The following is a 15,083-nucleotide window of genomic DNA, read 5'->3' on the forward strand; positions in this document are numbered from 1 at the left end:
GATACTTTGGAATTGTTTGACTAGTTACAAGGTGGTACGCTAGAGGTACTAGGCACAAAGTCATTGAAAAAAAGGGGAGACTTTTATGAATGCTGTTGACCTCACTCTCGATTACTCAGGCGTCGCCAACTATGCCTTGCAACAAAACCGTGTTCCGCTCATTACAGAACTGTCATTGAAAAATGAAGGCAACGAGCCATTGAAAAATGTACGCATAGACATTATGACAAATCCATCAATTACTCGTTTTCAACCGGTCCATTTCGATATCGTCCCTTCAGAAGAGGCGATCGTTTTTACTCCGGAGCTATCCTACGATACAGCGGAGCTTAGACGATTTGAAGAGGCCGTCCAAGGCACGATCGATATTCGTATCACTTCCAATGATCAATTGGTCCTGCAAACAAGCCGTGCACTGGAAATTTTGGCGTACAACCAGTGGCCAGGAGCTGCGGCGAGTCCTGAAATCATCGCAAGTTTTATTACACCGAATCGCCCCTACATAGATCAATTGCTTAAAGACAGTATTCAACGTTTGAAAACAAAAAAGCCCTCAAGCTCCATGGACGGCTATCAAAGCGCAGACCCAGCGCACACTGTTGATCAGGTATCCGCGATTTACAGTTCGATCCAAGGCAAAGGCATTGATTATGCCAATCCACCTGCTAGCTTTGAGCACCACGGTCAGAAGGTTCGTTTTCCAGATCAAGTCTCCGAAACTGGGATGGGCACATGTTTGGATTTAACAGTCCTGTTTGCATCCTGTGTTGAAGCAGCGGGCCTTCATCCAATGCTCATTTTTTGCCGTGGCCATGTGTTCCTCGGTGTTTGGTTGACGAATGAGTGGATGCCCGAAATGGTGAGCTACGATAAAACGTATTTAACGAAACGAATGGCGGATGGCATTAATGATCTGATCGTTGTCGAGACGACTCACCTAACTAATTCAGAGGTGCCGTTTGCTGAGGCAATTCAGACTGCGAAGAAAGCGTTTGATAAGCCAGATTATATTAATTATGCTGTTGATATCCAGCGCTGTAGGCATGGTGGCATTAAGGCTCTCTCGCTATTGGCGGAAAACCATGTCGTCCAATCTGCTCCTTCTGTTGTTCCTCAAACACAGAATGACTATCAGGCGTATGCTATCTCAAGACATAGCAGTGACATTGATGGGTCTGCTGCTTCTCAGCAAGATAAGATCGGATTGTGGAAAAGTAAACTGTTGGATTTGGGAATGAGAAACCTTCTACTAAATTACAATTACAAGCGAAAAGGCATTCCATTGATTTCTTCTGATCTTGGTCAAATTGAAGATGCCTTGCACAGAGGCGAAAAGATGAAAATTGAGCCTGCGCCCAGTGAGTTTAAAGGTGCATTAAACAGGAGCTTCTCAGAGGTAGCAGATGAAGGATTAATCCAGAATGAATTGTCGCAAAATCGTTTGCGTGCGTATCTAGACAATGAGGATCTCTTTAAGCGGGCGACGAAGATTTACCGTGATGCGAAAGAAAAGCTAGAGGAAAACGGTGCCAATGCGTTGTTTCTCGCACTCGGTTTTCTTCAGTGGATTGATCCAAAAAGTAAGAAAACCAGATTTGCCCCGATTCTATTAATGCCCGTTGAAATGATACGCCATTCTCAGCAAAGTGGATTTTCAATTAAAGCACGAACCGATGATATTCAAATCAACATTTCTTTAGTTGAATACTTGCGACAGGCCTTTTCCATCAATGCCTCAGAGCTGTACACACTGCCTGAAGATGAGTACGGGGCAGACGTTAAGCGCGTCATGTCTGATGTGCGTAGACTTATTATGCATATGGATGGCTGGGATGTTCTTGAGTTTTCCAGCATTGGCACGTTCTCTTTCGCTAAATTTGTGATGTGGAACGACTTACGATCCAATGAAGCAATGCTATCACGCAATCCCGTCGTAAAAAGTCTCATTGAAGGAAGAAAATCATTTACGCAGTCGTATAACTTTTCAGAAGCGCTGACGCCTGAAAAAGAAATTTCAACACCATCACTGGTCCCTTTGAGCGCTGATGGTTCGCAAATGGAAGCCCTTCATGCAGCATCAAGTGGGGAAAGCTTTGTGCTTCATGGGCCACCAGGATCAGGGAAGTCTCAAACCATTACAAACATTATTACGAATACCCTTGGAGAAGGAAAGACGGTGCTTTTTGTAGCTGAAAAAATGGCTGCCCTCGAAGTTGTGTATCAAAAATTAAAAGGCATCGGATTGGAGCCGTTTTTACTAAGTGTATACTCCAACAAAGCGCAAAAAAATCAGGTTCTTGAGCAATTTGACAAGTCGTTTAAGGTGGAGCGTACAGCCTCTGTAAATTGGGAAGAGTACAACACAGATATTGCCCAGTTGAAAAAGTCGCTTTTTGACATAAGCAAGGAGCTTCATGAAGAAACAACTTTCGGGAAAAGTACGTATGATATGCTGCAATCCTTTGCGTCGCTTGAACGACCTGATGTCGTGGCTTCCCTTGACTCTCAGCATGTGAAGAATCTTACAGACAGGGTTCTTGAAAGTCACATCGAACTTATGAAAAAGACCACTCGCCTCGGAGAAACATGTGTGCCATTGAAAGACCACCCATGGGATGGCATCGGAGCCATTCAATATTCTTTAGCGAAAAAGGATGACATAACGAGGTATCTGCAAGAAGTAATTCGAATTGGAGAGCCGTTGCGCAAGAGTTTAAGGGAGTATTTGGAAGGGGTTAGCGTGCGGTTTACAGGTGAAAGCAAGACATCTCTGAAGGGATTTCTTCAAAAGCTTGAGAAGATCGAACAACTCGACACGATGCACCTGCTAGCATTTTTGGATGAAGGCCAAGGGATCGAGATGACGAGGACTGTGTTAGTTAAGAATCATGAGCTTACGGTAGCTCAGGAGCAGCTCTCCACCACCTTTGATGATCGAATGTCTCAAGTGAGTGAAGTGACTTGGCTTGAAAGGTTAAGCGAGGCCCGAACGCCAGGTCTTTTTGCGTTCTTTAAACGGCGAAAAGCAGTGAATTCACTTAAACCATTTTTGCGAGAGGCAACGGCACAACCTTCTGTTGAGTTGTTGCAACAGTATTGTGATACGACACGGCGAATGGGAGAGCTTGAAAAAGAGCTTGAACCGCACGTGACGTGGATGGACAAAGCCTTTGGCTCTTCTTGGCGTACTAAACAGCAAAAGGACGTTATCGAAAATGATCTGACGGCTTTGGCAGCACTTGAGCAGTTATGCAATGAACCTCAGAGCGTTGGTGCTATTAAATCGTTTCTAATACATCATGATGTTGACCAGAGGAACCTTAGAGGACATGCCGTTGCTCGTCAAGCATTGCAAAAAGAAGTGCATTCATTCGAGAGTATGTTAGACGTTTTGAAAGATACGCTGGAAATAAACGACTACATAAGCAAAGCGAGTGATTGGGTCTATTCGGTGGTTGAAAAAGCAAAGTCGCAGCTAGAACACTTGGATCGACTCTACGATATGGTGCAATACGTCCATGCGAAACGCGAGGCAGAAAAGGTTGGAATTGAACCAATGCTTGTGGATTTCGAAACTGGAGACAGATCAGGCGAAGAAGTCGTTCATACGTATCGTTACAGTGTGTTGCGCCAGCGAATTGACAAGGAAGTGAATCTCAGAGAACATCTCCGCACGTTTAGTGAAGCAGAAGTGGAGTTGCTGCTTGAGAAATTCAAGCGAATGGATGAGCAACTGATGAAGGCGTCTCAGCTTGAGGTTGCTGAACGACTGGCGAAAAAGAATATCCAGCTAGAAAACATTAGTGAAATTGAGGGAACAGAGGTCAATAAGCTTCATCGGGCCATCCGGAGCAGGGGCAGGGGCTTGGCCATGAGACAGCTATTCTCAAGCATCCCTAACACACTTTCAAAGCTCAAGCCTTGTGTGTTGATGAGCCCGATCGCTGTGTCTCAATACCTTTCTTCTGATCATCCTGCATTTGACCTGGTAATTTTTGATGAAGCCTCACAAATGCCGACAAGCGAGGCAGTAGGTGCCATGGCAAGGGGGAGACAGGTCATCGTTGTTGGTGATCCAAAACAATTACCACCAACCAACTTTTTTAATGCCACGATTAATGACGAGGATGATGATGTGGAGATGGTTGACATGGAGAGTGTTCTAGAAGATTGTCTGGCACTTCCCCTCCCAGAAAAATATTTGAAGTGGCATTACCGCAGTGAGCATGAAAGTCTGATTGCGTTTTCGAATCGACGTTATTATGACGGACAGCTCGTCACATTCCCGTCCACTGACTTTTCAAAAGACAAGGTGACGTTTACGAATGTAAAGGGAACGTACGAACGCGGTGGGGCGAACGTCAATAAAACGGAAGCGGAAGCGATTGTCACAGATGTGTTTCGACGGCTAGAGGATCCAATACTCAGGAAATCAAGCATTGGCATTGTCACGTTTAACTCTCATCAGCAGGAACTGATTGCCGACATGATTGAAGAAGAGCTTTCCAAAAAACCTGAGTTGGAAGAGATCGTTTTAAATGGGGAAGAGCCTCTATTCGTTAAAAACCTCGAAAACGTGCAGGGAGATGAACGTGATACAATCTACTTTTCCTTATGTTTTGGTCCGGATGAGGAAGGAAAAATGACGATGAACTTTGGTCCTCTGAACCGTGAAGGGGGCTGGAGACGATTAAATGTAGCCATCACACGGGCGAAGCAGGAAATGAAAGTATTCGCTTCAATGGAGCCGGAAGCTTTACAGCGAGCGAAAGCAAAGGGCGTGCAGGATCTTCAAGCATTTATGCTGTTTGCCAAAAGGGCAAGTCATTCTGGAGGTTTGTCTGCAACAAGAGAAGAGGAACAACATGAGGCGATTTTACTTTCTATTGAAAGGAAACTGGCTGAAAAAGGCTACGAAACGGAACGCGGAGTAGGAATGAGTGCGTTTAAAATTGAGCTGGCAGTCAAGCATCCAGATGCCCCAGAGAGGTATATGGCGGCTATTTTAACAGATGGTCACACAGCGGCTGCTGAAAAAACGATTCGTGACCGCGAAAAGCTAAAGGTCGATGTGCTGAACCGGTTTGGTTGGACTGTATTGAAAGTGTGGACGATGTCTTGGTGGCGTAACCCTGACAAACAGGCCGACGCGCTGTGTGAACAGCTTGAAAGTATACGAGCAGCCGCACCGATAAAAGAGCCAACGCTTCAACAGCAAGATGAGACATTGTCTGAAGTGATGACAGAGCCTATTGCTGCCGTTGAAACAGTTCCACTGAAAAAGGACGTGTATGAGGCACATGTACTGCCTGAGGTAGTGGTCGACAAAAATGACTTTTATACGATCTCTTCGAAGGAGATGATCTTTACGCAGATGAGACAGTTGGTTGAGCATGAGGCCCCAATTAGTGAGCAGATGCTCGTCAAACGAATTAGTGATGCGTGGGGTTTTAAACGAGCAGGTAGTAGAATTGCGCAGCATGTCGCTGAATGCCTGGGGCAAACCAACTACTTCGTCGAAGAAGAAAGCGATGACCGTCGCTTCATATGGAGCACATCGGAAAGCGTATCTGATTTTTCCTTGTTTCGCGAGGGCGATAAGGATCGTCGTGATTCTGACGATATTTCCTTTAGAGAATATCGAAACGGAATCAAGCATCTAAGTGACGCTGGCATCAAGCTCCCCATCGATGAAGTCGTCAAACGTCTAAACAATCTGTTAGGGTTTCAACGTCTGAATCAAGGCGTTGATGAACGCGTTCGACAAACCATTGACAAAATGGTAACTGACGGTGAGCTTACGATGGATGAACGCATGATTCAACACAAGAGCTGAAACGCTTGGCTATTTACTAGTGCCCTTTCCACTACCCTTGTTGGTTATGGTCGACATTGAACCAACGAGGTCAAGGTCATGTCATTCGTTCTTTACAATAACCAAAAGCGGTCACTAGCGAGACTCAAGCAGCAAAGAAAACACGACGAGGGCTCCGTCAACAAACTTCGCTTTCTGTGGGGCGCGGCTTCAGCTTCCTCGAAAAAGCATGGCTTTCCGAGGGGATCTTCAGCTCGCGCTGATCCCACTAGAGTCTACGTTGTGGACTACGCTGAGTTTGTTTCTGCGTTCATTGTTTATTGTGGCTCGGTCTCTCGTATAGAAGGTAAAAAGCTGTGTGGCAACCAAATAAGGCAAGTCAGTGCACTGTTTCAAAGTAGATCATCGGATGCCTTTTACATGAATGTCGTGGTAACTGTTGAAAATGAAACCAAAAAAGATCTTTCTCATTTGATTCGCCCTTTAGCATAAACCAAAAGCGACGACTAGCGAGACTCCACGACTAAGTCACGATGAGGTCCTTTCGAATTGAAGATGCGCTAAGGTGAACGGCATTGTCGACCGCTCCGTCAACAAACTTCGCTTTCTGTGGGGCGCGGCTTCAGCTTCCTCGAAAAAGCATGGCTTTTTCGAGGGGATCTTCAGCTCGCGCTGATCCCACTAGAGTCTACGTTGTTGACTACGCTGATGTTTGTTTCTGCGTTCATAGTTTATTGTGGCTCGGTCTCTCGTATAGAGGGTAAAAAGCCGTGTGGTAACCAAATAAGGCAAGTCAGTGCACTGTTTCGAGTTAGATCACCTGGTGCCATTTACACGAATGTCGTGGTAACTGTTGAAAATGAAACCAAAAAAGATCTTTCTCATTTGATTCGTTCTTTATAATAAACCAAAAGCGACGACTAGCGAGACTCCACGACTAAGTCACGACGAGGTCCTTTTGAGTTGAAGATGCGCTAGAGTGCAAGGGAATGTCGACCGCTCCGTCTACATACTTCGCTTTCTGTGGGGCGCGGCTTCAGCTTCCTCGAAAAAGCATGGCTTTTTCGAGGGGATCTTCAGCTCGCGCTGATCCCACTAGAGTCTACGTATGTTGCCTACGCTGATGTTTATTTCTGTGTATATTGTTTATTGTGGCTCGGTGTCGTATAGAGGGTAAAAAGCCGTGTGGCAGCCGAATCAGGCAAGTCAGTGCACTGTTTCAAAGTAGATCATCGGATGCCTTTTACATGAATGTCGTGGTAACTGTTGAAAATGAAACCAAAAAAATCTTTCTCATTTCATTCGCCCTTTAGCATAAACCAAAAGCGACGACTAGCGAGACTCCACGACTAAGTCACGACGAGGTCCTTTTGAGTTGAAGATGCGCTAGAGTGCAAGGGAATGTCGACCGCTGCGTCAACAAACTTCGCTTTGTTACACCACGTCCTGTCGGTTGGTCTTTCATTAGCAATGCTTCATCTGTTTATTCGCACGGGTCCAGGGAAAAGGAATAAAAAAGATGACTGTTAGCTCGCTTCATCTTGCTGCATCACTAGAAAAAACATGCCGGCCCTATAATCGCTTGGGCGGCATGTTTTTCTAATGTCATCTATCGCGTCTTCTATCTAAAAATCGACTTAGCTCTCATACGCAATTGGTGTCTTTCACCACGGATCGCGTTCCCTAACACATCAATATTTTGATATAAAGCTAATCCTGAGTATCCAGCATCACCTATATGGTGAATATCGACACCACATGATTTACAAGCCAATGCAATTTTTTGGATAACCTCTTTGCTTGAGCTTTCCTGACTCGTTCCAATGGCAGACAATGTTAGAACTTTCTTTGCAGGGTCTTTTACAGATCGGTTATGTGAATGAACAACTTCGACCAAACGTAATAACTCTTCTTCTCTAAATTTGGGAACGGTATAGACAGCAGGGAATAAGATAATGTCAGCTCCGGCCTCTATAAATTGTTCAACTGTTTGTTCGTCAACAATGGGTTCATCAATGCCAGAACTATGCATTTTCCCTGCGATGATTAACCCATCAAACGTACGTTTTGCTTCTTGAATAGAGTTGCAAATCGCTTCGTTTGTCACTCCTGTCCCAGGGTTTCCTGTTAAACAGATAAAATCTAGACCTAATTCATTTGCCTTTTTGAACGTATGAACGGTCGCTTTTCTGCCGGCACCGATTTCCTCTTTCTCATCCATCGTGCTTTGGCTATCATCCACAGGTTCTAAATTGGCTCCGATGGGACGTCCAGTTAATTTCTTCAACGTTTTCACAGGCTGGGAATCTGTGGAACTTATCCCGCAAATGGCAGGATGGTCTACATCAAACGCATTTAAAAGGATTAAATCTGCCCCGGCGAATTTTGCGATTTCTCCATTCGTTACGCCATCAATGATAGGGTCTTTTACAACAGCAACTTCTGTTAACACGGTTCGGCCTTCGCTGGCATAGATGGATACTTTTAATTCCTCTTTAGTCATTGCCATAATATCACTTGTATCGCAGTTCAGTAGTCGTTTTGTCATTGATTGATCTCCTCCTTCTTCTCTTCTCGAACAAATTGCTTGTCCATTGCCTTGAAGAACGGATAATAGATTAAGATGGCAATAATTAGGTTCACTATTTGCATGATCGATCCTTTTATACTTCCAGTCGCTAAATACCCGCTAATGATAGGTGGCATCGTCCAAGGAACAGACACCCCATTGGTTTTTGGAACAATTCCAGTAGCCATCGCAAAATAGGTGGTTAACACCATCACAATCGGAGCGAGAATGAAAGGAATAAACATGATCGGATTTAGAACGACAGGAACACCGAACATAAGCGGTTCTCCAATATTAAACAAGGAGGGGGTAATCCCTATGCGCCCAATGGATTTGTTTTGTTGACTTTTACTGAAAATGAAAAGACATATGGCTAATGCAACGAGCGTCCCAGCGCCTCCCATGTGAACAAAGATATCAAAAAACGGTTGTGTGAGAATATGCGGTAATGCCTCGCCGGCTTGGAGAGCTAAACGATTCTCGTCCATTTGCTGCATCCAAATAGGGTTCAATATCCCCCCCATGATATTGCCGCAATGGATACCAGTTAACCAAAACCCACTGATCAAAAGCTCGTAGATAAAAGCTCCGAAGATAGTTCCACCTAACATACTCAACGGATTCCCTAACACGGTTTGGACAAGATTATGGACGCTACCAATGCTTGTTTCGCCTAAGATCCACGTTACAGCTGCAAAAAAGACGATAATAAAGAAACCAGGAATTAAGGCAGTGAAGGACTTACCTACTGCTGGCGGAACACCTGCCGGGAGTTTGATGACAAGGTTTTTCTTTATGACGAATCTAAAGATTTCAGTTGAGATTATCCCAATTACAATTGCAACAAACAACCCTTTGCTTCCCATTAGATCTAGCGGAATGCCTAGTGCATTATCGGTTGATTGGATACTAGGTGTACAAAATACGTAGGCTGCCAATGAAAGTAGTCCTACGGATAACCCGTCTAAAGAATATTGCTTTGCCAATGAGTAGGCAATTGTAAAAGCGGCCAATAACCCAATAAGGCCAAACGTTCCATTCACTATTAGACCAAGTCGTTCTGCCCACCCTCCTTCATTCATCAAATTGACGTACCAAGTAGCCTGGATAGGAAGGCTATTAAGGATAAGGGCAATAGACCCAATGATGATAAGGGGCATAATAAAAGCTATCCCATCACGAATGGCGACCAGCTGTTTGATTTGTCCTATTCTTCCGGCAAAAGGGGCAACGCGATCTTCTAAGAAATTCTGTACTTTACTCATCTATTGACCTCCTATGAAAAGTGTTTACGTGATGTCTAAATAAGTCAACAGCAATTGACAATACATCATGTTGGACCATGAAAACCATTCTCTCGTATAGCGGCTGTCATCGTTGACATCGAAACTTTCGTGACATTGCATCGTCCCAGCGGTGGTTTGAACGATGACATCTAACAATGATTTCTGTTCTTCTTTTGATAAAGACGTTAACCCTTGAATGCTCAAAGCAATGGGCCATATATATTGATCTGGCGTGTGAGAACTTCCGATTCCGGCTGCTACAGTGCCTGAGTAATAGTATGGATTTTTTTCGCTTAATAAAAACGCACGCGTATTCAGATAAATGTCATCGTCGCTTTCGCAATAGCCCAAGTAAGGAGCTGACAGCAAGCTTGGAACATTGGCATCATCCATTAATGTATAATTCCCGAGTCCATCGACTTCATAGGCGTACACTTTTTTTCCTGTCTCTTTGTTTTCGACAATGCCAAACTTCTGTATCCCGCTTTCAATTTCGTCACGCAGCTGACATACTTCATTCGCGAAAAGAGCTTCATTTTCTAAATAGAACGCAGAAATAATTTCATGTAAATGAGAGAGACTGACGACAGCGAACATATTTGAAGGCACGAGGTAACCGTAAGTGCATGCATCATCGCTCGGACGGAAGCCTGACCAAGTCATACCGGTATACCCGACTGGCGATCCCTTGCCTTCGTTCACTAAGGTGTCTTCTGGACGACCATCAAACCGCTCAAACGTGTACTGGGAGTTCGCATGATGTTGCTCCGTTTTGAACACTTTTACGATCTCTTTAGCTGCCTGTAGAAAGGACTCATTGAAATGATCTGTGTATCCGGACTCTTTAAACAATTGATAAGCAAGCTTGATTGGATAGCACAATGAATCAATCTCGTATTTCCGTTCCCATATCCAAGGCGACATTTTTGTTTTATCTGTTTGATGACCGTTGTTGTTCGGCTTTTCATTAAAAGCGTTTGCATAAGGGTCAATCAATATATAGTCGCACTGTTTTTGAATCAGCTTAGCGATGAGGGACTGAAAAACTTCGTTTGTTTTTGCTAACACTAAATAGGGTTGTATTTGTGCTGTTGAATCTCTTAACCACATTGCCGGAATGTCGCCAGTAACTAAATATACAGATCCGTCTTCAGATATACTAAGCGTTTTCATGAGTGTATCGGAAAAACCATTGCGAAACTGTTTTCCCCACAGTTCTCTATCTAATTCCTTCGTCTTTGCGTCAACGACGTCTAATAGCTCATTAATGCCATTCATCGCTTGTTCCTTGATCATTTATTTAACTCCTTTGCAATTCATATATATCATTTAATAGTTCTTTTAATACCTTTATAGTATATTTGGTTTATATTCTTTGTCAATACCTAGGGAAAATGATATAATAAATATATCCTTTACAAATGGAGGGAGGTATTATTCTCGCTATGAATAAACCTTTATATCAAATGATTTATGAAAAGGTAAAACATGAAATAAAAACCGGCAAGTATGATGTGGGACATCAGATACCGACCGAAAAACAACTTATGGAATTGTTCGATGTTAGTAGACTTACTGCTAAAAATGCGATGAATTTACTTGTAGAAGAAGGTTGGATTACTCGTATACCGGGAAAAGGGAGCTTTGTTAGTGAGGAAGTGAAAGGGAAGATCGTCACCAAAAAATCGGATTTAGTGGGCGTAATCCTAGCCGGCTTTTCTGACAGTTATGGGGCAGAGCTTCTTAGGGCGACTATTTCATATCTAAATGAAAAAGGATTTCAATGTATTCTTAAGATTTCTAATGAATCTCAAGAGTTAGAAACAGAATACTTAAATGAGCTTATTTCTCTAGGTGTTCGTGGCATCATTATTTTGCCTGTTCAAGCCGAATATCATAATCAAGCCCTTTTAAAAATAACGCTGAGTAATTTTCCTATTGTCCTGATGGACCGCAAACTATTTGGTTTATCGGTGCCTTATGTTGGTAGTAATAACAAAGCCATAGCAAACCAAATGGTGAATAAACTTATAGAGCTTGGTCATCAGAATATTTCTGTAGTCTCTCATAAGCATTTAAATAATTCTTCAGTATCTGATCGGATCGAGGGAATTAAAGAGGCATATTATAACAACACCATGGTTTTGGATAACTCAATGTGGTTGCTTAATTTAGAAACGTCATATTCGAACCGTATTAATGAAGCGTGCCTGGAAAGAGATTTTGAAAGTATCCATAAGAAAATAAAAGAGCACCAAAACATCACCTGTTTTTTTGCGCTTGATTATTTCAGCGGTCAGATCGTATGGAATGCTTTAAGCAAACTGGGAAAGAAGATACCGGAGGATTATAGTTTAATTGGGTTTGATGGGCCGGTAGACCATTCGTTGACAACTTCATTCTCACGAATTATTCAAAATCAAGAGGCCATTGCGAAACATGCTGTCGATTTACTTGCTCAATTAGTGCATTCTATTGAAGTTGACAAAAAAGAGGTTATTGTTGAAGCACGATTTATTGACGATCATACGATTTTGCATGATAAGACAAAAGTCGTTTTATCTTTATAGTAAAAACATGTCGACTTGGTATGGAGGGGTTTGCAATGAATGCAAGAGCGACACTACTGCTGCAATACTTGATTACTGCCCAAACCCCGACGAAAGCTGATATTTTAGCTGGGTTAGCGAATGTGACGACGCGGACGATCCGAAATGATATAAAGGAAATGCATGAGTTTCTAGGTCCTCGTGGTGCAGAGATTGACTCTGTAAAAGGGGAAGGTTATACGTTGAACATTCTGAATGAGGAGAGGTTTGAGGAATGGATGCATGGAAAAGACACTGGTCTTTCACAGTCTCCAATCCCCTCAAATGCATCAGAGCGAGCAACCTATATCATCTTTAAACTGCTTACATCGCAACAAGGGTTTGTTAAATTGGATGAGCTATCAAATGATCTCTATGTCAGTAGGTCAACTGCTCAAGGTGATCTAAAGATCGTGAAAGCAAAATTACAAAAATACAAGATTGAAGTTTATAATAAACCAAATTATGGGTTGGGAATCATAGGCGATGAATCTTACGTTCGTTTTTGTTTATATGACTATGATTACGCAAAAGACTTGTTTACTGAAGCTGAGTTTAATCAAGTAAAATCATTGTTACTTACAAAAATGAGGACACACAAGGTATTTTTCTCTGATCGAGGTCTCGAACAATTGGGGCATCATTTATTAATTGCTTTGAAACGTATACAAGAAGGCCATAGTGTGTTGCAGCGTTTTGACCAAACTGACCTGCTCTTCGATGAAAGCTCCAAGGAAGTGCTGGTGGCTAAAGATGTAATTCAAGAATATAAGATGATGGGTATTGATATCCCTGCCAATGAGTTGGACTACTTCATCATGTTATTCTTAAGCACGGAGCTATTGCCTGACTTGAATAAACTTAAAGTTCAAGAACAGGATCGAAATGATATAGATTTTTCTCCATATGCACAAGAGGTACTCCATGAAATTGATCAGAAGATGGACTTGGGCATCAGTGAAGATAAAGATCTTCAACATAGTTTAGGGCTCCATCTAAAACTTACGTATAACCGTTCACTTTTAAATATAAATGTACCTAATCCAATGATTGATCAAATCAAGTTGACTATGCCAGTGGCTTTTGAAGCGGCAATTATAGGGATCGTATTTATTCAAAATAAGTTAGCTATTACCATTTCAGAACACGAAATAGGCTTTATCGCTCTTCACATTGAAGCTGCATTAGAGCGACAAAAGAAACGAGCTTCTTCCCTGACTAAAAAATGTATTATTGTTTGCAGTTCTGGGTTGGGGAGCGCTAAATTGCTGTATCAAAAACTGAGAAATATGTTTGGTGGAAAGATTAAAATTGAAGGCACGTATGGTCTCTATAATCTTGAAGAGGCGCCGCTTGAAAACATTGATTTTATAGTAAGCACTGTGCCTTTGACCATGCCGTTGGATCTGCCTGTTGTGATTGTTAGTCCTGTTTTGTTTGAAAAAGATAAAGAAGAAATAAAAGCGATGTACACCAGTCTTAATAGCCCTAAACTTGACTTGATCCAAAGAGAGTTCACGTTCTTAAAGAAGAAATTTACTACTCAAGATGAAGTGTTGGAATATCTCTGTGATCAATTGCGAATAATGGACGTAGTAGGTGAAAATTTCTTGAATTTGGTTCAGGAACGAGAAACGATCTCGCCAACATCATATGGAAACCTAACAGCTATCCCACACCCTGTTATGCCTCAAACAGAAGAGACATTTTGGACGATATGTACGTTGGACAAGCCAGTGCTATGGGGGGAGGCATACGTTCAATTCGTATGTCTCTTATGTGTTGCGAAAAACGAAAAACGGGATTTAACAGGTATGTATGATTCACTTATTCACGTCATAGAGAATCAAGATGTTGTCCACCGGTTAATCAATGCAAATTCTTTCCAGGAGATCGTGAACACTTTTTTCCGCAACCAAAAGGAAAATAACTGAGTGTAGTTTGTTATGGGGATGTTTTATACTCGTAAGTATCAGGTAGTTGAGCTTATTGGAGGAATTGAGTTGGGACTGATAGAAAAGATTATGACTTTAATCGCAAATTCTGGCGATGCTAGAAGCAAAGCAATGGAAGCCATTAAAGTATCTAAAGAGAATGATTTTGAAAACGCAAACAGCTTGCTAGAGGTAGCATCAACTGAACTTATCAATGCACACAGAGTGCAAACGCAGTTAATTCAGGAAGAAGCTGCTGGAAACAAGCAAGACATCACTTTGCTAATGATTCATGCGCAAGATCATTTAATGAATTCCATGACAGTAAAGGAACTAGCTGTTGAACTTGTTAGTCTGCACAAAAGAATACACACAATAGAAATCGAAAAGGGGAATGTGGGATGATTAACATCGTCTTGGTTTGCTCGGCAGGAATGTCCACTAGTTTGTTGGTGAAAAGTATGGAAGATGCAGCAAAAACAAGTGATAAAGACATAAGCATTCAAGCTACAGCAAGTGAGTCTTTGGCAAATTTAGAAAATGAAATTGATGTGTTAATGCTTGGCCCCCAAGTAGGGTACATGAAAAAAGAATTTGAGCAAAAGTATGTACCAAAAGGTATCAAAGTAGAAGTCATTAATACAGTGGACTATGGACGGATGAACGGCGATAAAGTGTTAGCAAGAGCGTTGGAGCTTGCAACAAATTAAACGAATAAAAGTGGTCATGAGTGAGGCTGAAAGAGCCTTGCTTTTTTTTGTATACGCACATGTAAGGGTGATTTTTTATGAGACATTGAAAAAAAGAATTTTGGCGAGGTGGGTTGCTAAGCATATGCAATAAGAACAGAATGATCAACAATGCCGAAAAGATCAATTTCAATTAGCCGAA

General features: G+C 42.3%; 8 protein-coding genes. 5 read left to right on the plus strand and 3 right to left on the minus strand.

Annotated elements, in window-relative coordinates:
- Positions 1-85 precede the first annotated feature (85 nt).
- Complete coding sequence (locus tag EV213_RS13860; protein WP_133581149.1) at positions 86-5,836, plus strand: DUF3320 domain-containing protein; 5,751 nt, start codon at positions 86-88, stop codon at positions 5,834-5,836.
- A 1,600-nt stretch (positions 5,837-7,436) separates the two neighbouring features.
- On the opposite strand, the gene EV213_RS13865 is transcribed toward EV213_RS13860, so the two are convergent.
- The 3 genes from EV213_RS13865 to EV213_RS13875 are packed head-to-tail and all read right to left on the minus strand — an operon-like array spanning position 7,437 to position 10,966.
- Entirely contained in the window at positions 7,437-8,363 is a 927-nt protein-coding gene (locus EV213_RS13865) for a DUF7916 family protein (protein WP_133581150.1), read from the minus strand.
- Positions 8,360-9,649, minus strand: a complete 1,290-nt coding sequence (gene celB / locus EV213_RS13870; protein WP_133581151.1) for a PTS cellobiose transporter subunit IIC — start codon at positions 9,647-9,649, stop codon at positions 8,360-8,362. Before celB ends, EV213_RS13865 begins: the two co-directional genes overlap by 4 nt.
- Positions 9,650-9,673: 24 nt before the next feature.
- A complete protein-coding gene (locus EV213_RS13875; RefSeq protein WP_243740166.1) occupies positions 9,674-10,966 on the minus strand; it encodes a glycoside hydrolase family 125 protein in 1,293 nt (430 codons plus the stop codon).
- A gap of 149 nt (positions 10,967-11,115) precedes the next feature.
- Between EV213_RS13875 and EV213_RS13880 the strand changes: the two genes are divergently transcribed.
- The 4 genes from EV213_RS13880 (at position 11,116) to EV213_RS13895 (ending at position 14,902) form a co-directional block, all read left to right on the plus strand.
- The gene (locus tag EV213_RS13880) at positions 11,116-12,240 is read left to right on the plus strand and encodes a GntR family transcriptional regulator (protein WP_166639316.1); all 1,125 of its coding nucleotides are present in this window, start codon (positions 11,116-11,118) and stop codon (positions 12,238-12,240) included.
- A gap of 35 nt (positions 12,241-12,275) precedes the next feature.
- A complete protein-coding gene (locus EV213_RS13885) occupies positions 12,276-14,192 on the plus strand; it encodes a BglG family transcription antiterminator (protein ID WP_166639317.1) in 1,917 nt (638 codons plus the stop codon).
- A gap of 90 nt (positions 14,193-14,282) precedes the next feature.
- Complete coding sequence (locus tag EV213_RS13890) at positions 14,283-14,597, plus strand: PTS lactose/cellobiose transporter subunit IIA (protein ID WP_133581217.1); 315 nt, start codon at positions 14,283-14,285, stop codon at positions 14,595-14,597.
- Positions 14,594-14,902: a PTS sugar transporter subunit IIB gene (locus tag EV213_RS13895; RefSeq protein ID WP_133581154.1), complete on the plus strand. Its 309-nt coding sequence runs from the start codon at positions 14,594-14,596 to the stop codon at positions 14,900-14,902. Before EV213_RS13890 ends, EV213_RS13895 begins: the two co-directional genes overlap by 4 nt.
- Positions 14,903-15,083 lie beyond the last annotated feature (181 nt).

Origin of the sequence: Aureibacillus halotolerans, assembly GCF_004363045.1 — a bacterium.
Classification (GTDB): domain Bacteria; phylum Bacillota; class Bacilli; order Bacillales; family DSM-28697; genus Aureibacillus; species Aureibacillus halotolerans.